Origin of the sequence: Streptomyces alfalfae (genome assembly GCF_004127445.1) — a bacterium.
GTDB lineage: Bacteria > Actinomycetota > Actinomycetes > Streptomycetales > Streptomycetaceae > Streptomyces > Streptomyces alfalfae.
Genome location: NZ_QEXM01000051.1, coordinates 1 through 24,222 on the forward strand (window position 1 = coordinate 1; position 24,222 = coordinate 24,222).

Consider the following 24,222-nt stretch of genomic DNA (forward strand, 5'->3'; position numbering starts at 1 on the left):
CCCCCCGCCGGTCCGACCGGCGGGCGCCCCCGTCAACGTATGGGCGAAGAGTCCCTGATCAGACCTGTCCGGCCTTCTCCAGCGCGGTGCAGCAGGTGTCGACGAGCAGGCGCGTCACGACGTACGGGTCGACGTTCGCGTTCGGGCGGCGGTCCTCGATGTAGCCCTTCTGCTCCACCTCGACCTGCCACGGGATGCGGACCGAGGCGCCGCGGTCGGAGACGCCGTACTTGTACTCGTCCCAGGGCGCGGTCTCGTGCAGTCCGGTGAGGCGGTCGTCGATGCCGGCGCCGTAGTTCTTGACGTGGTCCAGCGGCTTGGAGCCCTCGCCGAGGGACTCGCAGGCGGTGATGATCGGCGCGTAGCCCTCGCGCATCGCCTTGGTGGAGAAGTTGGTGTGCGCGCCCGCGCCGTTCCAGTCGCCCTTCACCGGCTTGGGGGCGAGCGTCGCGGAGACCTTGAAGTCCTCGGCGGTGCGGTAGAGCAGCCAGCGGGCGATCCAGAGCTGGTCGGAGACCTCCAGCGGGGCGAGTGGGCCGACCTGGAACTCCCACTGGCCCGGCATGACCTCGGCGTTGATGCCGGAGATGCCGAGGCCGGCCTTGAGGCAGTTGTCCAGGTGGGCCTCGACGACGTCACGGCCGAAGATCTCGTCCGAGCCGACGCCGCAGTAGTAGCCGCCCTGCGCGGCGGGGAAGCCCCCGACGGGGAAGCCGAGCGGGCGGTCGCCCTCGAAGAAGGTGTACTCCTGCTCGATGCCGAAGATCGGCTCCTGCCCGGCGAAGCGGGCCGCGACCTCGGCCAGCTCGGCACGGGTGTTGGACTCGTGCGGCGTCATGTCCGTGTTGAGGACCTCGCACAGGACGAGGACGTCGCCCGCGCCGCCGCGGATCGGGTCGGGGCAGGTGAAGACCGGCTTGAGGACGCGGTCGGAGGCGTGACCCTTGGCCTGGTTCGTGCTGGACCCGTCGAAGCCCCAGAGCGGGAGCTCGGCGCCCTTCGCCTCGTCCGCCAGGATCTTCGTCTTGGAACGGAGCTTGGCGGTCGGGGCGGTGCCGTCGATCCAGATGTACTCAGCCTTGAAGGTCACGGGGGCCTCATCCTCATAACGCTCGGTACGGCGCAGAACGTGCGGGCGCTGCGGTGCCGTGGTGATGCCCAGCAGACTGGCAACCGGCGATTTCCCGACCGTTGCCCTCGTGTGAACCCCGTGTTACCTGGAGGGAGTGTGTCCGGGCTCACGCACCGCCACCGCACCGGCAAGACCACTGCCCGCGGCCGGCGCTCAGCGGGACAGCGCGTCCCGCACCGCCTCCTCGCTGCGGGCCACGACCGCCGTGCCGTCGTCCGCCGTGATGATGGGGCGCTGGATGAGCTTCGGGTGCCCGGCGAGCGCGGTGATCCAGCGGTCGCGGGCCGAGGCGTCGCGCGGCCAGGCCCCACGGTCGGAGAGACCGAGTTCCTTCGCGTCCTGCTCCTGGGTACGCGTGATGTCCCAGGGTTCGAGCCCAAGGCGGTCGAGGACGGCACGGATCTCGTCCTCGGTCGGCACGTCGTCGAGGTAGCGGCGCACGGTGTAGTCGGCGTCCTCCGCGTCGAGCACGGACAGGGCGCTCCGGCACTTCGAACAGGCGGGGTTGATCCAGATCTCCATGCCGCACACGCTACCCGCGACCCACCCGCCCCAGGGCCTCGGGCACGCCCCTGTTCGAATACCTCAAAGCCCTTCTGGCCAGGGGTGATTGTCAGTGCTCGGCGGTAGAATCACCGTAGTGTTCGAGGGCGCCGACGGGGGGCCCTGATCGCGACAGGAGGATGCCTGTGCCCGCTGCCGCACTGCAGACGAAGTCCGTGTCCCAACCCGTCCTCATCGACCTGCCGTACGCACCACTCCAGAAGAGGGCACTGCCCGCGGGGCGCCCGCGCGAGTGGTACGTCAACCACAACCGCCGCCTCAAGGCCATGCGCCTCGCGATAGCGCTGCTCGACTCGGGCGTCTATCTGCCGAACCAGGCGAAGAACAGCACGATCCGGCGCATGGCGGAGGACGTCGGCATCCACCCGCCGTCCGACATCACGTGCCACATGGTGCGCGCGCTGATGCGGTACAGCCGCTGAACGGGCGGGGGCGTACGGGGCGTCGGCCCCGTACGCCCCCGCGCTGTCCGCTCGGTCACTGGTCCGCGGGCCGTATAGGGGCCGGACCCGATGTGAACGGCACATGAACGGCATGATTCGGACGTTCTCGCGGGCGCGGGCGGGCATCCGCCGCGCCCTCCTGGGCGGTTGACCATACGATCGGCCATGCTGTGGCCATGACACCGCGGGAACCTGCCGGCGAGCCGCCGCTCCTGACGACCGTCGAGCTGCCGGACGGCGCCCGCGTCCCCGTGCGCGCCCTGCGCGCCCCGGAACCGGAGCGCTTCCTGCCGTCCGGTTCCGCACCGGCGCCGGGGCCGCCGCCGGCTCCCGCGCTGCTCATCCTGCCCGCCATGGGCACCCCCGCCCGCTTCTACCGCCGCTTCGCGGGCCACCTGCACGACGAGGGCCTGACGGTGCTCACCGCCGACCTGCGCGGCCAGGGCGAGGCGACGCCGCTCACCACCGACCCCGACGCCCTCGGCCACGGCTACCGCGAGCTCGTCGAGGAGGACCTGCCCGCCGTCCTCGCCGCGATCCGCGCCGAGCTGGGCCCCGAGCCGCCGCTGTACCTCCTCGGCCACAGCCTGGGCGGCCAGCTCGCCCTGCTGTACGCCGCTGCGGGCCGCGGCCCCCGGGTGGACGGGGTGGCGCTCGTGGCCACGGGTTCCGTCCACTTCCGCGCGTACGGCCCCCTGCGCGGCCCCGCCCTCCTCCTCGGCGAACTGCTGATCGCCGGGGTGTCGACGGTGCTCGGCCGCTGGCCGGGGTCCCGGCTCGGCTTCGGCGGCGATCAGCCCAAGGGCGTCATGCGCGACTGGGCGCGGCAAGGGCGCACCGGCCGGTACGCCCCCAAGGGCGCCACGCTCGACTACGAAGCGGCCCTGGCCGCCCTCGGGCTGCCCGTGCTCGCCGTCTCCGTGGAGCACGACACCCTCGCCCCCGCCACCGCCCTGGACCACCTCCTGGGCAAGGCCCCCCGGGCCCGGCTCACCCGGACCCACTACACGGAACGGGAGGCGGGCGCCCGCCTGGACCACTTCGCCTGGACCAGGGCGAGCGCACAGCTGGCCAAACACATCACAGCGTGGGCAACCGAACACCGCCCCCCAGACTAGGAACACCCCGCCCCCACCAAGGCCCGGCCAAGGACCGCGAGGAGCGGCGCGAGACCCCCCACGCCCCGCAGACGACCACCCCGCCGGGCCCACCCCAAGGGGCGCGGGGAACGGTGCGAGAACCCCCCACGGCCGGCAGCCAACCAGAACCACCGGGCCCACCCCAAGGGGCGCGGGGAACGGCGCGAGAACCCCCCACGGCCGGCAGCCAACCAGAACCACCGGGCCCACCCCAAGGGGCGCGGGGAACGGCGCGAGAAACCCCCACGACCCGCAGAAAACAACCCGCCAGGCCCCCGCCAAGGCCCGCGGGGAACGGCGCGAGAACCCCCGCCCCGCGGACGACGAACCGCCAGGCCCCCGGCCAGCCCCCGCCACATAATGGAGACATGGCCCCCAGCGAGTTCGTGACGACCGTGCCAAGACTGAACGGCATGGTCATCTCGGCGACCGGCTACCGCACGACGGGCCGGCGCCCGGCCCTGCACCGAGGCCTCCCGTCCCCGTACCTGACGGTGATCTTCTCCCTGGACGGTCCCATCACGACGGGCCGCACCCCGGACCAGGCCACCGGCCCGGACGCCATCCGTACCGACATCGTCGTCGGCGGCCTCCACCAGAGCCCCGCCCACGTCGTCCAGCCCGAGCACGAGGCCGGCATCCAGCTCGCCGTCCACCCCCTCGCCGCCCGCGCCCTCCTCGGCCTGCCCGCATCCGCGCTCACCGGCGAGCTGGTCGTCCACGGCACGGACGTGTTCGGCGAACGCGCCGCCGACCTCCGGGAACGGCTCTGCGGCCTCGACCGCTGGGAGGACCGCTTCGCCGCCCTGTCCGCCTACCTGCGCGGCCGGGCCGCCGACGCCAGGGCGGCCGGTTCCGTACGCCCGGAGGTCGCCGAGGCCTGGGCCTGGCTGGCGAGGCACCGCGGCGCGGGCACCCTCGGCGGCCTCTCCCGGCACGTGGCGCTCAGCGAACGCCGCCTGACCTCGCTGTTCCGCGCCGAGACGGGCCTGACCCCGAAGCAGGTGGCGCGCCTGACACGGTTCCAGCACGCCAAGTCCGCCGTGGTCCGCGCGGTCGCGACGGGCGCCCCGCAGGACCTGGCCCGCGTCGCGGCCGACTGCGGCTACTACGACCACTCCCACCTCGTACGGGACTTCCGGCAGTACACCGGAGTCAGCCCCACCCGCTGGCTGGCCGAGGAGTGCCGGAATATCCAAGCCGGGGCGCACGGCGGGGACGGAGAGTAAGAGACATGGACACCACACAAGGCACCACACAAACCCCCGCGCCAGGCGCCACCCCCGCCCCCACCATCTGGCCCACCCTCCAGGCGGAAGACGCCCTCGCCCTGATCGACTTCTTCGTCGACACCGTCGGCTTCCTGCGCACCGCCGTGTACGAGGACGGCGACCGCGTCGCCCACGCCCAGCTGGACTGGCCCGAGGGCGGCGGCATCATGCTCGGCTCGTACGACCCGGAGGCGGCCGGCGGCACGTGCGGCACGCCGGGGACCTCCGGCGCGTACGTCGTCACCGACCAGGTGGACGCCCTGTACGGCCGCCTGACCGCGGCCGGCGTGAAGATCATCTCGGGGATCGAGGACAAGCCGTACGGCAGTCGGGAGTTCGGCATCGCCGATCCCGAGGGCAACCGCTGGTTCTTCGGCACCTACCGGGGGGAGCCGAGGCCCCCGGAGACGCCCTGAGCCCGCGTGATAACTTGCGCAAGCCAGTCAAACCCACACCTGGGCCAGGGAATCCGGTGCGAATCCGGAACTGACGCGCAGCGGTGAGGGGGACGGGCGGGGCACACGGCCACTGGGCGTCCACGGACGCCCGGGAAGGCGCTCCGTCCGGCCGATCCCGAGTCCGAAGACCTGCTGGCGCCTCTGCCCGCACACCGGGCGGCAGAGGTCGTGACGCAGACCAGGCTCCGCGTATGAGCCGTGAGACTCAAGGGATCACGTGTCCTCCACAGCCCGCATACGTACCTTCGCCCTGTGCTGCGCGGGAGTGCTCGCGCTGACCGCGTGCGGCGGCCCCGCCGAGGAGGGGACGGCGGGGACGGCGAAGAACGGCTACCCCGTGACCGTCGCCTCCTGCGGAGAGAAGACCGAGGTGGAGGCCCCGCCGCGGCGGGCCGTCTCGCTGGACCAGGGCTCCACGGAGATCCTGCTCTCCCTCGGCCTCGCCGACCGCATGGTGGGCACGGGCACCTGGACCGACCCGGTCCTGAAGCACCTCGCGAAGGACAACGCCAAGGTGGAGCGGCTCGCCGACCGCTACCCCGCCATGGAGAAGGTCCTCTCCAAGGAGCCCGACTTCGTCAGCGCCTCCTTCCTCTACACCGTCGGCAAGGGCGGCGTCGCCGACCGCGCCAAGTTCACCGACCTCGGCGTCCCCGTCTACGTCTCGCCCAGCGACTGCGCGGGCAAGGACAACGACGCTGGCGGCGACGGCAAGCGCGTGAAGACCCTCACCATGGACACGGTCTACGCCGAGGTGCGCGACCTGGCGAAGGTGTTCGGGGTCGAGAAGCGCGGCGAGAAGCTGATCGCCGGTCTGAAGGCCCGGGTCACGAAGGCCACCGAGGACATCGACGCCTCCGACACCTCGCTCCTCTACTGGTTCGCCAACTCCGACGCCCCCTACATGGCGGGCTGCTGCGGAGCCCCCGGGATCATCACGCGCGAGCTGGACGCCGAGAACGTCTTCGACGACACCCGCGAGGAGTGGCCCCAGATCAACTGGGAGACCGTCGCCGACCGCGACCCCGACGTCCTCGTCATCGGCGACCTGACCCGCAAGTCGCAGTCGGCGGAGTCCGCCGCGGCGAAGATCAGGTTCCTGGAGTCCAACCCGGCGACCAGGAACCTGACCGCCGTCAAGAAGAAGCGGTACGTGCTGCTGAGCGGCCAGGCGATGAACCCCACGATCCGTACGGTCGACGGCATCGAGCAGGTGGCCGCCGGGCTGCGGAAGTTCGGGCTCGCCAAGTGACGTCCGCCGCTCCCGTGGCGCGGGACGAGCCGCGCCGGGGCCCGCTGCGTGGGGGCCCGTTGCGCCGAGGACTGCTGCGGCCGGGCCTCCTGTGGCCGGCCGGAGCCGCCGCGCTCGTGCTCTCCGTGGCGGCGTCCGTCACCATCGGCCCCGCCGACATCTCCGTACCCGACGTGTGGTCGGCGGTGGCCGCACACCTCGGCTGGGGGGAGGAGCGGCTCACCCCGATCAGGGACGGCATCGTCTGGAACCTGCGCATGCCGCGCACCCTGCTCGCCGCGGTCTGCGGCGCGGGCCTCGCGGTCTGCGGCGCGGTCATGCAGTCCCTGCTCCGCAACCCGCTCGCCGACCCCTTCGTGCTCGGGGTCTCCTCCGGGGCGTCCACGGGCGCGGTGGCGGTCGTGGTCCTCGGCGTCGGCGGGGGAGCGCTGTCGATCTCGGCGGGCGCCTTCGTGGGGGCGCTCTGCTCCTTCGCCCTCGTCCTGCTCCTGAGCCACACCCTCGGCGGCTCGACCGACCGGGTCGTGCTGTCCGGCGTGGCCGCCATGCAGCTCTTCTCCGCGCTGACGTCGTTCGTCATCCTCACCGCGGGGGACGCCGAGACCACGCGCGGCGTGCTGTTCTGGCTCCTCGGCTCGCTCAGCGGGGCGGGCTGGACGGACGTGTGGATGTGCGGCGCGGTGCTCGCGCTCGGCCTGCTGATCTGCCTGGGTCACGCCCGCACCCTCGACGCCTTCGCGTTCGGCCAGGAGGCGGCGGCGACCCTGGGCGTACGGGTGGCCCGCACCCGCCTCGTCCTGCTCTGCGTGACGGCGCTGCTGACGGCGGCCCTCGTCAGCTCGGCGGGCGCCATCGGCTTCGTCGGCCTGGTCCTGCCGCACGCGGCCCGCGCGATCGTGGGGTCGGGCCACGCCCGCCTCCTCCCGGTCACGGCGCTGACGGGGGCGGTGTTCCTGGTCTGGGTGGACACGCTGGCCCGCACGGCGCTCGACCCCCAGGAGGTGCCGGTGGGCGTGGTGACGTCACTGATCGGGGTGCCGGCGTTCGTGGCGGTGCTCTACCGGACGCGGAGGGTGTCATGACGGTGACGGCCGCCGCCGCGGGCGGTGGCCTGCGCGCCGAACGCGTGGCCCGCGAGGCGGGGGGCCGCCTGGTGGTCGACGGCGTCAGCCTGGCCCCGCCGCCCGGCGCCACGGTCGGCCTCCTCGGCCCCAACGGCTCGGGCAAGTCCACGCTGCTGCGCATCCTCGCCGGGGTCCTCGCCCCGGCCTCGGGCGTGGTGACCCTGGACGGCCACCCCCTGCGGGACACCCCGCGCCGCACGGTGGCGCAACGCATCGCGGTGGTGGAGCAGCACGCCACGACCCAGGTCGATCTGACCGTACGCGACGTGGTGCGCCTGGGGCGCATCCCGCACCGCCGCGCCTGGTCGTCCCCGTCGCCCGACGACGAACGGGCGGTGACGGAGGCCCTGACCCGCACCGGCCTCGCCGACCGGGCGGCCCAGTCCTGGCACACCCTCTCCGGCGGCGAACGCCAGCGCGTCCAGATCGCCCGCGCCCTGGCCCAGGAGCCCCGCGAACTCCTCCTGGACGAGCCGACGAACCACCTGGACATCCAGCACCAGCTCGACCTGCTCACGCTGGTCGCCGAACTCCCCGTGACCAGCGTGATCGCCCTGCACGACCTCAACCTGGCGGCGATGTTCTGCGACCATCTGCTGATCCTGAAGGACGGCACGGCACACGCGGCGGGCACGCCGGCGGAGGTCGTCACGGAGGAGCTGATCGCGGAGGTCTACGGGGTACGCGCGGTGGTGACCCCGGGGGAGACCGGCGCCCCCTCGGTCCGCTTCCTGCGGTCCACCCGCCCCCCGGGGCCGGGCCAGAGGCGCACAACTGGACCTTAACGCGCGAGTGTCGGCCCCCGTACCCTCCCCGGAAGACGCACGAGGACCCGTACGGAGAAGGCGAGAAACGATGCCGGAAGCAACACCGGAAGCTGCACCGGAAGCGGCGGCGGAGGCACGGGCGAGGCCGGCGGTATCGGTGATCGCCCACGTGAGCGACACGCACATAGACACGAGCCCCGAGGACGCGGGCCGCAGCGAGGCCCGCACGCGAGCGGTCATGGACTACCTGAACGGCCTCCCGTACGACCTGGACGCGATCCTGGTCACCGGCGACATAGCGGACCACGGAACCCCGTCCGAGTACGAGGCGGCCCGCAAGCTCCTCGCCACCCGCCACCCCCTGCTGACCTGCCCCGGCAACCACGACGTGCGCCCCGCGTACCGCGAACACCTGCTGGGCGAGCCCCCGAGCCCGGCTCCCGTCAACCAGTCCCACGTGACGGACCGCTTCCTCCTGGCCCTGTGCGACACGTCGGTCCCCGGCAAGCCCCACGGCACGCTGGAGGAAGAGACGCTGAGCTGGCTGTCGGACACGCTCACCCGAGCTCCCGACGTGCCGGCGCTGATCGCCTTCCACCACCCGCCGGTCCCGCTGCACACGCCGTACGTGGACGAGATCCGCCAGTTCGACGAGGCACGCCTGGCGGAGCTGACCGCCCGCCACCCGAACGTGACGGCGTTCCTGGCAGGCCACGCGCACACCTCGGCGGCGACGACGTTCGCGTCCCGCCCCCTCCTGGTGGCCCCGGGAGTGATCTCAACCCTCCGCCTCCCCTGGGAACCCCGGACCCACGCCTCCCACCACGTCCACAGGGACCTGCCACCGGCGGTGGCGTTCCACGTCCTGGACGAGGGGGGCCGCCTGACGACGCACTACCGCACGGTCCCGCTCCCCTCGCCGTGAGCGGAAGCGACGACCGCTGTGCCCACCGACGTGACCGTGCGCCCGGCCCGGCCCGCCGACGCGCCTGCTCTGGCCGCTCTGCGCCGGGCCTTCCAGCACGAGGACGACGAGGGGCGGCGACCATCGACACCGGCCCGGCCACTGGAAGAGGCAGAGCAGTGGACGCACGACAGGCTCGGTGGCGACCGCTGGTCGGCGTGGGTCGCGGAGGCCGGAGGTGAGATCTGCGGCCACGTCTTCCTCTGCCCGGTCGAGAGGATGCCGGACCCGTACGGCGGGAGCGCCCCGATCGGCTACGTGACGAACTTCTACGTCACGCCGTCGCAACGGAGGAGAGGAGTCGGCGCCAGACTCCTTGAGGCCCTGCGGGAGCACTACCGCGACGCCGGCTTCGAGACGTTGATCGCCTGGCCGTCCGAGCGCAGCAGCCCCCTCTGGCGCCGCGCGGGCTTCCAGCCTCCGGATGAACTCCTGGAACTGCCGCTCGACCCGTGAAGGCTTGGGGACATGAAGGCATGAAGGCATCGAGCGTCTGCCTCCAGCAGGCCTTGGCAGGCCCTGCTGGAGGCAGACGCTCAGGACTTCCTAGAGGTCGAAGTACAGCTCGAACTCGTGCGGGTGCGGCCGCAGCTGGATCGGGGCGATCTCGTTCGTGCGCTTGTAGTCGATCCACGTCTCGATCAGGTCGGACGTGAAGACGCCGCCCGCCTGGAGGTACTCGTTGTCCGCCTCCAGGGCGTCGAGGACCGCCGGGAGGGACGTCGGGACCTGGGGGACGCTCGCGTGCTCCTCGGGGGCCAGCTCGTAGAGGTCCTTGTCGATCGGCTCGGCCGGCTCGATCTTGTTCTTCACGCCGTCCAGGCCCGCGAGGAGCAGGGCCGAGAACGCCAGGTACGGGTTCGAGGACGGGTCCGGCGCGCGGAACTCGACGCGCTTGGCCTTCGGGTTCGAGCCCGTGATCGGGATGCGCATGGCCGCGGAGCGGTTGCGCTGCGAGTAGACCAGGTTGACCGGGGCCTCGAAGCCGGGGACCAGGCGGTGGTAGGAGTTCACCGTCGGGTTGGTGAAGGCGAGCAGCGACGGGGCGTGCTTGAGGATGCCGCCGATGTAGTAGCGCGCGGTGTCCGAGAGGCCCGCGTAGCCCTGCTCGTCGTAGAAGAGCGGGTCGCCGCCGGACCACAGGGACTGGTGGACGTGCATGCCCGAGCCGTTGTCACCGAAGATCGGCTTCGGCATGAAGGTGGCGGTCTTGTTGTTCTGCCACGCGACGTTCTTCACGATGTACTTGAAGAGCATCAGGTCGTCGGCCGCGGCGAGCAGCGTGTTGAACTTGTAGTTGATCTCCGCCTGGCCCGCCGTGCCCACCTCGTGGTGCTGGCGCTCGACCTGGAGGCCCTGCCGGTCCAGTTCGAGGGAGATCTCGGCGCGCAGGTCGGCGAAGTGGTCGACCGGCGGGGCCGGGAAGTAGCCGCCCTTGTAGCGGACCTTGTAGCCGCGGTTGTTCTCGACGGCCCCGGTGTTCCAGGCGCCCGCCTCGGAGTCGATCTCGTAGAGGGAGCGGTTGGCGGAGGTCTCGAAGCGGACCGAGTCGAAGACGTAGAACTCCGCCTCGGGGCCGAAGTACGCGGTGTCGGCGATGCCGGTGGAGGCCAGGTACGCCTCGGCCTTCTTGGCCACGTTCCGCGGGTCACGGCTGTACTGCTCGCCGGTGATCGGGTCGTGGATGAAGAAGTTGATGTTCACCGTCTTGTCGCGGCGGAAGGGGTCCAGGCGAGCCGTCGACAGGTCGGCGCGCAGCGCCATGTCGGACTCGTGGATGGCCTGGAAGCCGCGGATCGACGAACCGTCGAAGGCCAGCTCCTCCTCCGGGTCGAACGCCGCCGCCGGGATCGTGAAGTGCTGCATGACACCGGGCAGGTCGCAGAACCGGACGTCGATGAACTTGACGTCCTCGTCCGCGATGTACTTCTTCGCGTCGTCGGCGTTCTGGAACAACATCCAACTCCTCCTACTCCCGCCCGGGGCGGGACGGGGTTGCAGCTCACTGTGCGGCCGGTGCGGTGGCACACGCTGGGACCCGACCATAAGGACGGGGGATTTCTCAAGCGTGACCCATTTGTTTCGCCGAAGTTAACCGGCCCGGGGGCACCGGCCCGCGGGGGACTCCCTCCTCGCCTACCCCGCCCGGTCCCGTTCGCACGTGCGCGCAGTACCGTGGACGGGTGGACAACAGGCAAGTAATCGGATCGTGGCTGTCCGGCCCGCGCGCCGCCGCGGAGGACGCCGGTGTCGACTTCGGGTACCGGGGACAGCAGCTCGGGCTGCCGGAGGAGGGGCCGGGCTCGATCGCGCGCCCCGGCCGCCGTATCGGCGCCATCGCCGTGGACTGGGGCCTGTGCATGGTGATCGCATACGGTCTGTTCGCCCGCGGCGACCAGCAGGCCATGGGCAACTGGGCGCTCGGCATCCTCTTCGTCATGAGCGTCCTCACCGTCGGCACGGTCGGCTGCACGCCGGGCAAGGCCCTCTTCCGGCTGCGCGTGGTCGCCGAGGGCGGCGGGCGGCTCGGCGTCGGCCGCGTCCTGGTCCGCTGCGTCCTGCTCTGCATCGCCGTCCCGGCCCTCATCTGGGACCGCGACGGCCGCGGCCTGCACGACCGCCTCGCCCGCGCCGTGCAGATCCGGATCTGAGGAGCGCGCCGCGCAGCGCGCCGCGCACGGTGACCGCCGCGTACGCCGCGGCACGATGCCTACGGCGAAGGCCCCGGAACCTGGACGGTTCCGGGGCCTTCGCCGTAGGGACGCTCGGGGAGAAGCCGGGGCTACTTCATCTTCGGGCCGCCGCGAGGCATCCGCATGCCCTTCGGCATCGGACCCTTCGGGAGCGGCATGTTCGACATCAGGTCGCCCATGGCGCGCAGCCGGTCGTTGGTGGCCGTCACCTGCGGGCCGGTGAGCACGCGCGGCAGCTTCAGGAGCGTCGTGCGCAGCTTCTTGAGGGAGACCGTGTCCTCGGTGGTGCCGACGATGACGTCGTGCACCGGCACGTCCGCCACGATGCGGGCCATCTTCTTCTTCTCGGAGGCCAGCAGGCCCTTCACCCGGTTCGGGTTGCCCTCGGCCACCAGGACGATGCCGGCCTTGCCGACGGTGCGGTGCACCACGTCCTGGCTGCGGTTCATCGCGACCGCGGGGGTCGTCGTCCAGCCGCGGCCGATCTTGTCGAGCACCGCGGCCGCCGCACCGGGCTGGCCCTCCATCTGCCCGAAGGCGGCACGCTCGGCCCTGCGTCCGAAGACGATCGCCATCGCGAGGAAGGCGAGCAGGAAGCCGAGAATGCCCAGATAGACCGGGTGACCGATCAAGAAGCCGATCGCGAGGAAGACACCAAAGGTGACGATTCCCACAGCCGCGATGATCAGGCCGATTTTCGAGTCGGCCCGACGGGTCATCTTGTAGGTCAGAGCGATCTGCTTGAGTCGCCCTGGCTCCGCGGCCGCATCCGCCGCGGTGGATTCCTTCCTCGCCATGCTCTTGAGTCTACGTGCCCCCGGAAGCGACTACGACGTGCGGGTTGCCACGGTCTCCCCGGACCTACGACGTGCGGGTCGCCACGCTCTCCTCGAACACGCGCAGCGCCTCGACCCGGTCCTTGGCGCGGCGACGGTCCTCGAGCACGGAAGTCCAGGCGTTGCGGCGTGCCGTGCGCTGCCCGCCGCTCATGAGGAGCGACTCGACGGCGCGCAGGGCGACGGAGACGGACGGGATGGCGGTGGCGCGTACGGGCGCGGCCTGCATGGTGGGGCCCTCCTGGGAAGCGACTCGGGTGAGGAGCGGCTGTGGGTAAGGATGTACGTGCGGTGATACCAGGGTCACTGTTTGGTGTTACCAGGGCGTGACCGACCGGTCAAACGCCGATGAAACCTTGATGCGGCGCCCAAAAACGACGACGCGGTCCATACGCGTCCGCGACCTGCGGAATCGTACGAACCGCGTCGTTGCGGCTTCTACCAGTCGGTAGCTTCTTGTGCGGCGATTCACACGATGCCCGCGCGCCCGGCACGTGCCGGGGTCACCGGGCCGGCGGCGCGCCGCCGACCGGAGAGCACCCGCGTCAGACGGCCGCGACCGTGCCGCGCTGCTCCATCGCCATCTGGTACAGCCGTCCCGCGCGGTACGAGGAGCGGACCAGCGGGCCCGACATGACGCCCGAGAAGCCGATCTCCTCGGCCTCCTCCTTCAGCTCCACGAACTCCTGCGGCTTGGCCCAGCGCTCCACGGGGTGGTGGCGCACCGAGGGGCGCAGGTACTGCGTGATCGTGATGAGCTCGCAGCCCGCCTCGTGCAGCCGGTGCAGCGCGTCGCTGATCTCCTCGCGCTCCTCGCCCATGCCGAGGATGAGGTTGGACTTCGTGACGAGGCCCGCCTCACGCGCGCGGGTGATGACCTCCAGCGAGCGCTCGAAGCGGAAGCCGGGGCGGATGCGCTTGAAGATGCGGGGCACCGTCTCGACGTTGTGCGCGAGCACCTCGGGGCGCGAGGAGAAGACCTCGGCCAGCTGCTCGGGCACGGCGTTGAAGTCGGGGATGAGGAGCTCGACCTTGGTCTGCCCCGCCTCGCGCTCCGCCGTCATGGCGTGGATCTGGCGCACGGTCTCCGCGTACAGCCAGGCGCCGCCGTCCTCCAGGTCGTCGCGGGCGACGCCGGTGATGGTGGCGTAGTTCAGGTCCATCGTGACGACGGACTCGCCGACGCGGCGCGGCTCGTCGCGGTCGAGGGCCTGCGGCTTGCCGGTGTCGATCTGGCAGAAGTCGCAGCGCCGGGTGCACTGGTCACCGCCGATGAGGAACGTGGCCTCGCGGTCTTCCCAGCACTCGTAGATGTTCGGACAGCCCGCCTCCTGGCAGACCGTGTGCAGGCCCTCGCTCTTCACGAGCTTCTGCAGGGCGTTGTACTCGGGGCCCATTTTCGCCCGGGTCTTGATCCACTCGGGCTTGCGCTCGATGGGGGTCTGGCTGTTCCGGACCTCCAGGCGCAGCATCTTGCGTCCGTCGGGTGCGACTGCGGACACATCGGCTCCCTGTAGCTTCGATTCTTCGGCGCACACCAGGGTACGCCCGTGATGTCGTTGGGCTTACTTCTGGCCAACCTCTGGCCAAGGGGGTCCATTCCCCCGAGTCCGGTACCGCTACGCGGAGGCCTTCTCGGGCATCGGCGCCGCCGCGGGCTCCGCCTGCTTCTCGATCAGCCGCGGCTTGAGTTCCGCGTTCTCCAGGACGTCGCGCAGATGGCGCTCGGCCACGGGAAGGACGTCGGCGATGGTGAGGTCACGGCCGAGCTCGTACGCCAGCGACGTGACGCCCGCGTCGCGGATGCCGCACGGGATGATCCGGTCGAACCAGGTGTTGTCCGGGTTCACGTTGAGCGAGAAGCCGTGCATCGTGACGCCCTTGGCGACGCGGATGCCGATGGCGGCGACCTTGCGGTCCTCGCGGCGCTGGCCCGCGTTGGACGGCGCGTACTCCGGGCCGTTGAACCGGGCGTCGAACTCCTCGTCCGTCAGCCGCGGGTCGAAGTCGAGGGAGAGGCCGCCGAGCGCGGGACGCCGCTCCACCGGGTCGCCGAGGACCCAGACGCCGCTGCGTCCCTCGACGCGGCTGGTCTCCAGGCCGAACTCCGCACACGTACGGATAAGTGCCTCTTCAAGACGCCGCACATGTGCTACGACGTCGACGGGGCGCGGCAGCTTCTGGATCGGGTAGCCCACGAGCTGGCCGGGTCCGTGCCAGGTGATCTTGCCGCCGCGGTCCACGTCGACGACGGGCGTGCCGTCCAGCGGGCGCTCGCTGTCCTCGGTGCGGCGGCCCGCGGTGTAGACCGGCGGGTGCTCGACGAGCAGGCAGGTGTCCGGGACCTCGTCGGCGAAGCGGGCGGCGTGTACGCGGCGCTGCTCGTCCCAGGCCTCCCGGTACTCCACGGCGTCAGGGCCGAAGCCCATGCGGACGAACCGAAACTCACTCACGGCAGGTGCCTCCCTGAACGTTCACCGTGCACATATCGCGCCCCTGCCACTGTACGGGCCCCCTCCTCCGACAACTCCGGCCCGGGTTCCTCACACGATCGGATGAATGGGGGGCGAACGTGCCGAAAGGGGCGGTGAAGGCCGTTACATTCGCGCCGTTCACGGAGCCGTAAGGGCTGCTCCAGGCAGGCCCGGAAGGCAGGAGACCGCACAGCCGATGACGGAACGACCTCCGCAGCGCACCCCCAACCGCCAGCTCTCCGCACTGATCGCGGAAGCCGGGTTCTCCCATGCGGGCCTCGCGCGCCGCGTCGATCAGCTCGGCCTCGAACACGGCCTCGATCTGCGGTACGACAAGACGTCGGTGACCCGGTGGCTGCGCGGGCAGCAGCCCAGAGGCACCACGCCCGCCCTGATCGCCGAGGTCTTCACCCGGCGCCTCGGGCGCCGCCTCACCGCGCAGGACCTCGGCCTCGACGCCTGCGCCCCGGTCTACGCGGGCCTGGAGTTCGCCGCCACGCCCGAGGAGGCCGTCGACATCGTCGGCGGACTCTGGCGCAAGGACTCCGGGAGCCACGCGGAGCTACGGAAGATCGCCTTCACCCCGGCCGGGCTCGTCGTGCCGAGCCGCGACTGGCTGATCGGCAGGGCCGACGAGCGGGTGGGCCGCGGCGAGCCCGCCCACGCGCGCGTGCCCCAGCAGGGCCGCCCCGCCGTGCCACGCCAGCGCAGGGAGTCCGACCGCGGGCCGGGACAGCGGGTGACCAGCGGTGACATCGCGGCCCTGCGCTCCGTCGGCGAACTCTTCCGCACGCTCGACGACGCGTACGGCGGCGGGCACGCCCGGCAGGCGCTCGTGCGCTACCTGGAGCACGAGGCCGAGCCCATGCTGCGCGGCACCTACGGCGAACAGGCCGGACGGCGCCTCTTCGCGGCGGTGGCCGATCTGACCCGCCTCGCGGGCTGGACCTCGTACGACATCGCGGCGCACGGTCTGGCCCAGCGGTACTACGTCCAGGCGCTGCGGCTCGCGCAGGCGGCCGGCGACCGGGCCTACGGCTCCTACGTGCTGGTCACCATGAGCCGCCAGGCCGTCTACCTCGGGCACGGACGGGAGGCCGTCCAGCTCGCGCGCGTCGCCCAGCAGGGCATCGGCTCCTCCGCGCCGCCCACCGTGCAGGCCCTGCTGTACGCCGCCGAGGCGCGCGGCCACGGGGTGCTCGGCGAGGTGCGGGCCTGCACGAACTCCCTGACCCGGGCCGAACGGTCCCTGGGGGCGGCCAGGCCGGGCGACGAGGTGCCGCACTGGGCCCGCTTCTTCGACGAGGCCCAGCTCGCCGACGACCTCGGGCACAGCTACCGCGACCTCCAGCAGTACCGCGCCGCCGCCCAGCACGCCGAGCGCTCCCTGCAACTGCGCGCCCCCGCCCTCGCGCGCAGCCGCCTGTTCTGCCGGGTGGTGCTCGCCACCGCCCGGCTCGGCCTCGGCGACCTGGAACAGGCCTGCCTGCTGGGCGCGGAGGCCGCCCAGGCCGCCGGGGATATGCGGTCCGCCCGGGCGCACGAGTACGTACGCGACTTCGAGCGCCGCCTTGAGCCCTACCGGGACGCGACGCCCGTACGGGGATACCGCGACAAGATCACGGCGGTCTTCGGCTAGCTCCCGGACGTGCCCCCGGACGCGGCGCGGGCGGAAGCCCCCGCCGTGGGGGCGCGGGGGCTTCCTGGGAAGTGGCCGAGGGGCGGAGGGATCAGGCGGCGAAGGGCAGGGGCTCCCGGGCGTCGCCGTCCGCCGGGGTGATGCCGAAGTCCCTGAGCGCCGCGTGGGCCGCGCGGCGCCCCGAGTGCAGGGCGCCCTGGACCGTGCTGGTGTCCCGGTGGTCCCCGCAGACGTAGAGCCCGCCGAGCAGCCGCACCGGGCGGCGCGGGTCGTGCGGGGGCGGCATCGCCGGCACGGCCTCGCGGGTGTGGTGGAGGGCGAGCAGCTCCCAGCGGTCGGTCGGGGCGCCGTAGAGCGCGGCGAGGTGGGTGCGCACGGCCCGCTCGTCCGGTGGCGGTCCGAGCACCGTGGAGGAGACCAGGACCCGGCCCGCGGGCGCGCGGGACGGGTCGACCTGGCTGACGACCGCCGTGTGGGCGACCGGGCCCGCGCGGTCGGCGTCGAGGAGCAGCCCGGCATCCTCCATCGGCGGCTCGGGCGCCGTGTGGTGGAACACCGTCACCTCGTGGAAGGACGGCACGCGCAGCCCGGGGAGCAGTTCCGCGGCGGCGCGGGCGTCGGTGGCGAGCAGCACGGCCCGGCAGTCGACCGTGCCGTGCCCGGCGGTGGTGACGGAGGTCGTGGAGACCGAGGTGACCCGGACGCCGGTGTGCACCGTGCCGGGCGGCAGCGCCGCGGCGAGCAGTTCGGGCAGTGCCTCGGCGCCGCCCTCGGTTAGACAGAGCCGGCCGCGCGCGTAGGCGTGCAGGGCGAGGTCCGCGCACCGGCTGGACGTGATGAGACCGGGGTCGCAGAGCAGCGCCGAGAGCAGCGGGCGCAGGAAGCCGTCGACGGTGCGCGAGGGCAGCCCGCGGGCGGCGAGGGCCTTGCGGGCGGGGAGTTCGGGGCGGCCGAGCAGCCGCTCGACGGGGGTCGCCCCGATGCGGGCGAGCGCGACGCCGAGCCGTGCCTGGTCGAGCGGGCCGCCGAGGGGCGCCGGGCGCGAGGCGGGCCTCGGGGCGGGCTTCACGGCCCGCGGCACGAGGGGGGCGCTCGCGAGGGCGCGCGCCGCCGTGAGTGCGCCTCTCGCGCTCCGTCCGGGCACGGGCTCCGCCGCCCGGTGGTGGCGGCCGTCGCTGTGCACCAGGATGCCGGGGGCGAACGGGCGCAGCACGAGCGCGTCCAGCCCCGGCGTGCGGCGCAGCTCCGGGTAGGAGGTGGTCAGCAACTGCCCGATCCTGTCGAGCCGGAAGCCGTCGACCTTCTCGGTCGCCATCCTGCCGCCGACGCAAGGCGCGGCCTCCAGGACTACGGTCTTCACTCCGGCGCTGGTCAGCCGATGCGCGGCCGAGAGCCCCGCGGCCCCGGCCCCCACGATGACGACGTCCGCATGGTGCGCAGGCTCTAGCACGTGCCCCTCCCAGAGGTCGCGCGGGCTGGTGGGGATCTGATGCCCCCCACAGGGCTCCCGAACACAGGGGTTCGGATCAAGCGTAGGAGCGCCCGCACGCCGGTCCAGTCGCGCACGGACCGGGCACGGTCGCACGCGGGTCGCACGCCCCGGCGGACCGCCCGACGCCGTCCGCCCCCCGGCTACGCCAGCGCCGCCCGCAGCGTCTCCTCGATGCCCGGATACGTGAACGCGAAGCCCGACTCCAGGAGGCGGGCCGGCCGGACGCGCTGGCTGCCCAGCACGTCGCCCGCCATCTCGCCGAGCGCCACGCGCAGCGCGGGAGCGGGCGCGGGAAGGAGCGTGGGGCGGCGCAGCACCCGGCCCATCGCGGCGGTGATCTCGCCGTTGGTCAGCGGCTCGGGGGCGGTGAGGTTGACCGGGCCCGACAGGGTCTCGGTGGCGAGGAGATGCCGCAGGGCGGCCACCTCGTCGTGCAGGGAGATGTAGCTCCAGTACTGCCTGCCGTTGCCCAGACGCCCGCCGAGGCCCGCCTTGAAGAGCGGGAAGAGACGCGCCCAGGCGCCGCCCTGGCGGGCCACGACCAGGCCGTTGCGGGCGATGACCGTACGGATGCCCGCCTCCCGCACGGCCGCCGTGGCCTCCTCCCACTCCACGCAGAGGGCCGGCAGGAACCCCGTGCCGGCGGGGGCGGTCTCGTCCACCGCACGCGTGCCGGTGTCCCCGTAGTAGCCGATCGCCCCGGCGTTGAGGAACACCCGGGGCGGTTCGTCGAGCGAGGCCGCCGCCGCGGCGAGCGCGGAGGTGCCGAGGACCCTGCTGTCGCGCAGCTCCCGCTTGTAGGCCGCCGTCCACCGGTGGTCGCCGATCCCGGCGCCCGCGAGGTTGACGATCGCCGTGCAGCCCGCGAGCCCCGCCGTGTCGACGCGGCCGCCCGCGGGGTCCCAGCGCACCTCGCCGGGGCCGCGGGGCGCTCTGCGCACCAGGCGGACCACCTCGTGGCCGTCCGCGGTGAGGGAGCGGGTGAGCGCCGTGCCGATGAGACCGGAGGCGCCGGAGACGGCGACGCGGGACCGTGTGGTTTCCATGGCTCCATCCTGTCCGAAAAGCCCGGAAGGAACCCGGCAGGGCGGGCGCGCAGGGTACGGACGGCACCGACGGCGAAAGGAACCCGGCACGGGGGAGACGGGAAGGGGACAGGTCGGATGACCGCGGGTGGGGCGCGGCGCGACCGCCGTACAGTGGCGCCATGCCGGAGTTGCACATACGCACCGCCCTGCTCGACGACGACGCCGCCCTCGCCCGCCTCGACCGGGCCGCCTGGTCCCCGCTGCACGCGGTCCTGCCCCGCCCGGAGCCGCCCTACGACCCCTTCTTCAACGACCGTTTCGGCCCCCACGACCATCTCGTGGCCGAACTCGACGGGCAGCTCGTCGGCTACGTGAAGCTCGGCCTGCCCACGCCGCTGTTCTCCAACGCGCACGTCCGCCAGATCCAGGGCTTCCTGGTCGCCGAGGAGGCGCGCGGCCGGGGCGTCGGCCGGCGCATGATGCGCGCCACCCTGGACGAGGCACGCAGGCAGCGCGCCCGGCGCATCACCCTGCGCGTCCTCGGGCACAACACGCCGGCCCGCAGGCTCTACGAGTCGGAGGGCTTCGTGATCGAGGGCGTGCTGCCCGGCGAATTCCTGCTCGAAGGCGAGTACGTCGACGACGTCCTCATGGGCCGCTCCCTCTGACCGCTCCTGCCGAACGCTCCCTCCGGCTCCTTCCTCCGGCCGCGCGGGACACCCGACGGACCGGCCCGGCGTGCGGTGCCCCGGCGCGCGTAGGAGCGTGTAGGGATGATCAGGGCTGCGGCGAGACGGCGCGACGCGGACCAGCGCGACTGGCTGCTGCGCGGCACGCCGCCCCCGCCCTGGGTGCGGTGGCCGCCGCCGCTGCTCCTCGCGGCGGTCGTCCTCATCCAGACGCTCACGCCGCAGACGCCGGACCTGATCTTCCTGGTCGCCGCCGTCACACCGCTCGCCGCCCTGTCCTACGGGCCCACCGCCACCGCCCTGCTCGGCGGCCTCGTCCTGCTGCTGCTCACCCTGCCCGGCCTGGGGCTCGGCCACCCGGGCAGCGGCGACCAGCTGACGATCACCTTCATCGCCCTGCTCAGCGTGCTCTTCGCCTGGGTCCGGGGCCGCCGCGAACGCCAGCTCGTCATGGTCAGCACGGTCGCCGAGGCGGCCCAGCTCGCGGTGCTCCCGCCGCTGCCCGACCGCGTCGGCCGGGTGCGGTGCGCGGGCCTGTACCAGGCGGCGCAGCGCGAGTCCCTGGTCGGCGGCGACTTCTTCGACGTACGTGTCTCGGCGCACGGCGTACGCGCCCTGGTCGGCGACGTCCAGGGCCACGGGCTCGCCGCCGTCGGCACGGTCGCCGCGCTGCTCGGCGCCTTCCGCGAGGCGGTCATCGACATGGCCGAGCTGGAGGGCGTCGCCGCCCGCCTCGACCGCAGGCTCGTCGTCGACTCGGCGGACGAGGAGCACACCGAGCTGTTCGCGACGGCAGTGTTCCTGGAGTTCCCCGACGGCTCCGACGTCGTCCACGTCCTCTCGTGCGGCCACCCGGCCCCGCTGCTCCTGCGCGGGCCCGACGTCACCGAACTGTCGGTGGCGTCGGGGCCGCCGCTCGGCCTCGGCATCGCGGGGACCGCCCCGCCCGAACGGCTGACGGTGCCGCTGTTCCCCGGCGACCGGCTGCTGGCCCTGACCGACGGCGTCTGCGAGGCCAGGGACGCGACCGGCGCCTTCTACCCGCTCCTCGAACGGCTCTCCGCCATGATCGAGGCGGACCCTGCGGTCGTCGACGACCCGCCCGCGCTCACGGAACAGGTCTGGTCGGACGTCCTGCGGCACGCGGGGGCCGTACGGGACGACGTGACGATGATGGTGTTCGCGCCCGAGAGGCGGTAGCAGCCCGCGGGGACGGGGCCGCGGGGCCGGGATGAGGGTGTGGGGGCGGGGGGCGTCACTCGGACATGAAGCGGTCCCACAGCTTCGGGTAGTGCCGCGCCATCACCGCGTCGTCCTCGAAGTCGATCGGGGCGCCCGAAGGCTCAGGTGGTGCGGGCTGGATGCCGAGATCGGGGGCGACGAGGCCGGTGAGCTGCTCGTACGCCTCGTCGGCGGCGTAGCCGAGCTCCTCGCCGTCGCCGTCGAGGTCCTCGTCGAAGTCGTCCAGGAGGTCGGCCAAGTCGTCCGGGTCGTGCACCGCGCCCTCGTAGACCGCCCGGCCCTGGCCGATCAGCCAGCAGCGGAAGTAGTCGAAGGCGTCGTCGCTCGCGCCGCCGAGCAGCACCCAGGCGGCGCCCCACAGATCCCAGCGGTAGGCGCGGTTGTAGCGGGCCTCGAAGTGACGGGCGAAGTCGAGCACGGCGTCCGGGTCGGAACCCACCAGACGCTCGACGAGCAGCTCCGCGTGGTCCTCGGGGTCGCCGCCGGCGGCCTCGCGGGTACTGTCCACGATCTCCCAGAACTCCGTCTCGTCCATCACGCGTCCAGCATCGGCCCTGGGGGGTGCGGGCGCACGCGGAGTACGGCGGAATGCGGCTGTCTCGTTATGCGTGCACATGCCCTGGGAAAAACCGACAGGAGGTGTCGGCTTTTGGTGGAAGCGTCAAGGACATGGAGACAACACGACCCCTGACCGGAAAGACCGCCCTCGTGGCGGGCGCCACCCGCGGCGCGGGACGCGCGATGGCCGTGGAGCTCGGCCGCGCCGGAGCGACCGTGTACGTGACGGGAAGGACCACCCGTGAGCACGTCAGCGAGGTGGGACGGGACAAGGAGACCATCGAGGGGACCGCGGAACGCGTGGACGAGGCGGGCGGCGAGGGCATCGCCGTACCGACCGACCACCTGGAACCGGAACAGGTCCGGGCGCTGGTGGAACGCATCGACCGCGAACGGGGCCGCCTGGACATCCTCGTCAACGACCTCTGGGGCGGCGACACCTTCGTCGAGTGGGACAAGAAGATGTGGGAGCACGACCTCGGCAACGGGCTGCGGGTCCTGCGCCTCGGGGTCGAGTCCCACATCATCACCAGCCGGTACGCGCTGCCGCTGCTGATCAGGAACCGCGGCGGCCTGGTCGTCGAGGTCACCGACGGCACCGAGGAGTACAACCGGCGCTACCGCAAGCCCTTCTACTACGACCTCGCCAAGGCCGCCCCGCTGCGGATGGCGCGCGGGCTCGCCGAGGAACTGGCGGAGTACGGCTGCACGGCCGTCTGCCTGACCCCCGGCTGGCTGCGCTCCGAAGCCATGCTCGACACGTACTTCAAGGTCTCCGAGGAGAACTGGCGTGCGGGGTGCGAGCAGGATCCGCACTTCGCGATCTCGGAGACGCCGACGTTCATCGGGCGCGCCCTCGCCGCGCTGGCCGCCGACCCGGACGTGGCGCGCTGGAACGGCGCCTCGCTCTCCAGCGGCGGGCTCGCCAAGGAGTACGGGTTCACGGACGTCGACGGCTCGGCGCCGGACGCGTGGCGGTACCTCCTGGAGGTCGACCAGGAGAGCCCGGAGGCGGATGTCACGGGGTACCGGTGAGTGGCGAGCGGTGAGAGGGGGGTTTCGGTCCGCGAGGGGCACGGGGGGTCCGCTCAGCCCTGCCGGTACAGCTCGGCCGAGCGGGCCGCCGCGGACGCGAACCGTTCGCGCAGGGCGGCGGGTTCCACCACCTCCGCCTCCGGGCCGAGCGCCATGAGCTGGGTGTAGGCCACGTCCTCGTTCTCGACGGGCAGGGTGACCGTCACCCGGCCCGTCGCGTCCGGGGCGCCCGCCGACGCCATCGCCTCGTCCACGACCGAGCGGTCCATGGCGTACGGGAGCTGCCGCACGCCCGCCTCCGTGAGCCGCACGACGGCCTCGGAGCGCAGGATCGCCCGCGCGAACTCGGCCGCCCGCTCCTCCCAGAAGGCCGGCAGGTCGAACCCCTCGTCGCGTACGAAGCGTTCGGCGCCGGAGATGAGGCCGGTGAACCTGTCGACGCGGTAGACGCGGTGCGTGCCGTGGTCGGGCACGCGGGCGCAGAGGTACCAGACACCCGCCTTGAGCACCAGGCCGTACGGTTCCAACTCCCGCTCCACCTCGGTCTCCTGGCGCAGGTAGCGGGCGGTCACCCGGCGGTCGTCCCACACCGCGTCGGCGATGACCGGCAGCAGCCGGGGGGCGGGGATCTCCTTGAACCAGCCGGGGGCGTCCAGATGGAAGCGTTGCGCGGCGCTTCGCGGGGCGTCCTTGAGGGACGGCATGAGCGCGGCCGAGACCTTCAGGCGGGCCGCCGAGGCGGCGTCCTCCAGGCCCATCTCACGCAGGGCGCCCGGGACCCCGGAGAGGAACAGGGCCTCCGCCTCGCTGCGGCCGAGGCCGGTCAGGCGGGTGCGGTAGCCGCCGATGAGGCGGTAGCCGCCGGTGCGGCCCCGGTCGGCGTAGACGGGGACGCCGGCCTCCGAGAGGGCCTGGGCGTCGCGGGTGATGGTCCGCTCGGAGACTTCCAGCTCCGTGGCCAGCTCGGCGGCGGTCATGGAGGGCCTTGCCTGGAGGAGCAGCACCATTTTGATGAGGCGGGCAGCGCGCATGCCCCCATGATGCCGCCGGTCCCCCCACTGCGGGGGGCTCGCACTTCCCGGGCCGCGGGGTTGCTCCCGCTCCGCGGGGCCTCGCTTCCCGGGCCGTCGGCCCGCGGCTCCGGTCGCCCCCGATCGGCCTGCCTGGACGGCTCCGGGCAGCCGGTCGTTGTCTGCGGGTGCGTTCGCCTTCGTGCCGCCGCTTCGCGGCGAGCGTCTCCCACCCGCCCGCCCGTTGCTCTGTGGTGTGGCCTCTGGGTAACCCGGTCGTTGTCTGCGGGTGCGTTCGCCCTCGTGCCGCCGCTTCGCGGCGTAGCTCTCCCGCCCGCCCGCCCGTTGCCCCGCAGTGGGCCTCCACCCCCTCCGCCCGTTCGTTCGGGCCCGGATGCGGGGTGAACGGGTG

Annotated in this window: 25 protein-coding genes and 1 riboswitch; of the genes, 14 read left to right on the forward strand and 11 right to left on the reverse strand. The window is 72.7% G+C overall.

Annotated features, from left to right (window positions below; translation table 11 throughout):
- Window positions 1-58: 58 nt before the first annotated feature.
- Window positions 59-1,090: a glutamine synthetase gene (gene glnII, locus DCW30_RS32000; protein ID WP_076686661.1), complete on the reverse strand. Its 1,032-nt coding sequence runs from the start codon at window positions 1,088-1,090 to the stop codon at window positions 59-61.
- Between the two features lie 195 nt (window positions 1,091-1,285).
- Complete coding sequence (locus DCW30_RS32005) at window positions 1,286-1,654, reverse strand: arsenate reductase family protein (protein WP_076686662.1); 369 nt, start codon at window positions 1,652-1,654, stop codon at window positions 1,286-1,288.
- 167 nt (window positions 1,655-1,821) lie between these two features.
- Between DCW30_RS32005 and DCW30_RS32010 the strand changes: the two genes are divergently transcribed.
- From DCW30_RS32010 to DCW30_RS32050, 9 genes are all read left to right on the forward strand, one after another.
- Window positions 1,822-2,118: a hypothetical protein gene (locus DCW30_RS32010; protein WP_076686663.1), complete on the forward strand. Its 297-nt coding sequence runs from the start codon at window positions 1,822-1,824 to the stop codon at window positions 2,116-2,118.
- Between the two features lie 197 nt (window positions 2,119-2,315).
- Entirely contained in the window at window positions 2,316-3,257 is a 942-nt protein-coding gene (locus DCW30_RS32015) for an alpha/beta hydrolase family protein (protein WP_076689409.1), read from the forward strand.
- A gap of 389 nt (window positions 3,258-3,646) precedes the next feature.
- Window positions 3,647-4,507 carry a helix-turn-helix transcriptional regulator gene (locus DCW30_RS32020; protein WP_076686664.1) on the forward strand — a complete coding sequence of 287 codons (861 nt, stop codon included), beginning with the start codon at window positions 3,647-3,649 and terminating at the stop codon, window positions 4,505-4,507.
- Between the two features lie 5 nt (window positions 4,508-4,512).
- A complete protein-coding gene (locus DCW30_RS32025; RefSeq protein ID WP_076686665.1) occupies window positions 4,513-4,965 on the forward strand; it encodes a VOC family protein in 453 nt (150 codons plus the stop codon).
- A gap of 7 nt (window positions 4,966-4,972) precedes the next feature.
- A riboswitch (cobalamin riboswitch) is annotated at window positions 4,973-5,158 on the forward strand.
- A 66-nt stretch (window positions 5,159-5,224) separates the two neighbouring features.
- The gene (locus DCW30_RS32030) at window positions 5,225-6,259 is read left to right on the forward strand and encodes an ABC transporter substrate-binding protein (protein ID WP_076686666.1); all 1,035 of its coding nucleotides are present in this window, start codon (window positions 5,225-5,227) and stop codon (window positions 6,257-6,259) included.
- Between the two features lie 59 nt (window positions 6,260-6,318).
- Window positions 6,319-7,341: a FecCD family ABC transporter permease gene (locus tag DCW30_RS32035; RefSeq protein WP_232627117.1), complete on the forward strand. Its 1,023-nt coding sequence runs from the start codon at window positions 6,319-6,321 to the stop codon at window positions 7,339-7,341.
- On the forward strand, window positions 7,338-8,168 hold the full coding sequence (locus tag DCW30_RS32040; RefSeq protein WP_076686667.1) for an ABC transporter ATP-binding protein: 831 nt from the start codon (window positions 7,338-7,340) through the stop codon (window positions 8,166-8,168). Before DCW30_RS32035 ends, DCW30_RS32040 begins: the two co-directional genes overlap by 4 nt.
- Window positions 8,169-8,319: 151 nt before the next feature.
- The gene (locus DCW30_RS32045; protein WP_232626663.1) at window positions 8,320-9,075 is read left to right on the forward strand and encodes a metallophosphoesterase; all 756 of its coding nucleotides are present in this window, start codon (window positions 8,320-8,322) and stop codon (window positions 9,073-9,075) included.
- Between the two features lie 18 nt (window positions 9,076-9,093).
- On the forward strand, window positions 9,094-9,570 hold the full coding sequence (locus tag DCW30_RS32050) for a GNAT family N-acetyltransferase (RefSeq protein ID WP_076686669.1): 477 nt from the start codon (window positions 9,094-9,096) through the stop codon (window positions 9,568-9,570).
- Between the two features lie 90 nt (window positions 9,571-9,660).
- Here the strand turns inward: DCW30_RS32050 and glnA are convergent, their stop codons facing one another.
- Window positions 9,661-11,070, reverse strand: a complete 1,410-nt coding sequence (glnA, locus tag DCW30_RS32055; protein ID WP_062780164.1) for a type I glutamate--ammonia ligase — start codon at window positions 11,068-11,070, stop codon at window positions 9,661-9,663.
- Window positions 11,071-11,297: 227 nt separating this feature from the next.
- Between glnA and DCW30_RS32060 the strand changes: the two genes are divergently transcribed.
- Window positions 11,298-11,765 (forward strand): RDD family protein, encoded by a 468-nt coding sequence (locus DCW30_RS32060; RefSeq protein WP_076686670.1) that lies wholly within the window; start codon window positions 11,298-11,300, stop codon window positions 11,763-11,765.
- Between the two features lie 131 nt (window positions 11,766-11,896).
- Here DCW30_RS32060 and DCW30_RS32065 read toward each other — a convergent pair whose 3' ends face one another.
- From DCW30_RS32065 to lipB, 4 genes are all read right to left on the reverse strand, one after another.
- Complete coding sequence (locus tag DCW30_RS32065; RefSeq protein WP_076686671.1) at window positions 11,897-12,604, reverse strand: DUF4191 domain-containing protein; 708 nt, start codon at window positions 12,602-12,604, stop codon at window positions 11,897-11,899.
- 64 nt (window positions 12,605-12,668) lie between these two features.
- Window positions 12,669-12,872 carry an SCO2195 family GlnR-regulated protein gene (locus tag DCW30_RS32070; protein ID WP_076686672.1) on the reverse strand — a complete coding sequence of 68 codons (204 nt, stop codon included), beginning with the start codon at window positions 12,870-12,872 and terminating at the stop codon, window positions 12,669-12,671.
- 316 nt (window positions 12,873-13,188) lie between these two features.
- Window positions 13,189-14,145: a lipoyl synthase gene (locus DCW30_RS32075; protein ID WP_062780131.1), complete on the reverse strand. Its 957-nt coding sequence runs from the start codon at window positions 14,143-14,145 to the stop codon at window positions 13,189-13,191.
- A 117-nt stretch (window positions 14,146-14,262) separates the two neighbouring features.
- Entirely contained in the window at window positions 14,263-15,096 is an 834-nt protein-coding gene (gene lipB, locus DCW30_RS32080; RefSeq protein WP_076686673.1) for a lipoyl(octanoyl) transferase LipB, read from the reverse strand.
- 217 nt (window positions 15,097-15,313) lie between these two features.
- Between lipB and DCW30_RS32085 the strand changes: the two genes are divergently transcribed.
- Entirely contained in the window at window positions 15,314-16,756 is a 1,443-nt protein-coding gene (locus DCW30_RS32085; protein WP_076686674.1) for an NsdA family TPR-like regulatory protein, read from the forward strand.
- A 91-nt stretch (window positions 16,757-16,847) separates the two neighbouring features.
- On the opposite strand, the gene DCW30_RS32090 is transcribed toward DCW30_RS32085, so the two are convergent.
- Both DCW30_RS32090 and DCW30_RS32095 read right to left on the reverse strand, forming a co-directional pair.
- Window positions 16,848-18,206, reverse strand: coding sequence for an NAD(P)/FAD-dependent oxidoreductase (locus DCW30_RS32090; protein WP_076686675.1), 1,359 nt, complete (start codon window positions 18,204-18,206; stop codon window positions 16,848-16,850).
- Window positions 18,207-18,388: 182 nt separating this feature from the next.
- Entirely contained in the window at window positions 18,389-19,294 is a 906-nt protein-coding gene (locus DCW30_RS32095; RefSeq protein WP_076686676.1) for a TIGR01777 family oxidoreductase, read from the reverse strand.
- Between the two features lie 161 nt (window positions 19,295-19,455).
- Between DCW30_RS32095 and DCW30_RS32100 the strand changes: the two genes are divergently transcribed.
- Both DCW30_RS32100 and DCW30_RS32105 read left to right on the forward strand, forming a co-directional pair.
- Window positions 19,456-19,944 carry a GNAT family N-acetyltransferase gene (locus DCW30_RS32100; RefSeq protein WP_076686677.1) on the forward strand — a complete coding sequence of 163 codons (489 nt, stop codon included), beginning with the start codon at window positions 19,456-19,458 and terminating at the stop codon, window positions 19,942-19,944.
- A 105-nt stretch (window positions 19,945-20,049) separates the two neighbouring features.
- Window positions 20,050-21,165: a PP2C family protein-serine/threonine phosphatase gene (locus tag DCW30_RS32105; RefSeq protein ID WP_103557502.1), complete on the forward strand. Its 1,116-nt coding sequence runs from the start codon at window positions 20,050-20,052 to the stop codon at window positions 21,163-21,165.
- Between the two features lie 55 nt (window positions 21,166-21,220).
- Here DCW30_RS32105 and DCW30_RS32110 read toward each other — a convergent pair whose 3' ends face one another.
- Window positions 21,221-21,742, reverse strand: a complete 522-nt coding sequence (locus tag DCW30_RS32110) for a DUF4240 domain-containing protein (protein WP_062780125.1) — start codon at window positions 21,740-21,742, stop codon at window positions 21,221-21,223.
- 134 nt (window positions 21,743-21,876) lie between these two features.
- Between DCW30_RS32110 and DCW30_RS32115 the strand changes: the two genes are divergently transcribed.
- Entirely contained in the window at window positions 21,877-22,800 is a 924-nt protein-coding gene (locus DCW30_RS32115) for an SDR family oxidoreductase (RefSeq protein WP_062780124.1), read from the forward strand.
- Between the two features lie 53 nt (window positions 22,801-22,853).
- On the opposite strand, the gene DCW30_RS32120 is transcribed toward DCW30_RS32115, so the two are convergent.
- Complete coding sequence (locus tag DCW30_RS32120; protein ID WP_076686678.1) at window positions 22,854-23,831, reverse strand: helix-turn-helix transcriptional regulator; 978 nt, start codon at window positions 23,829-23,831, stop codon at window positions 22,854-22,856.
- Window positions 23,832-24,222 lie beyond the last annotated feature (391 nt).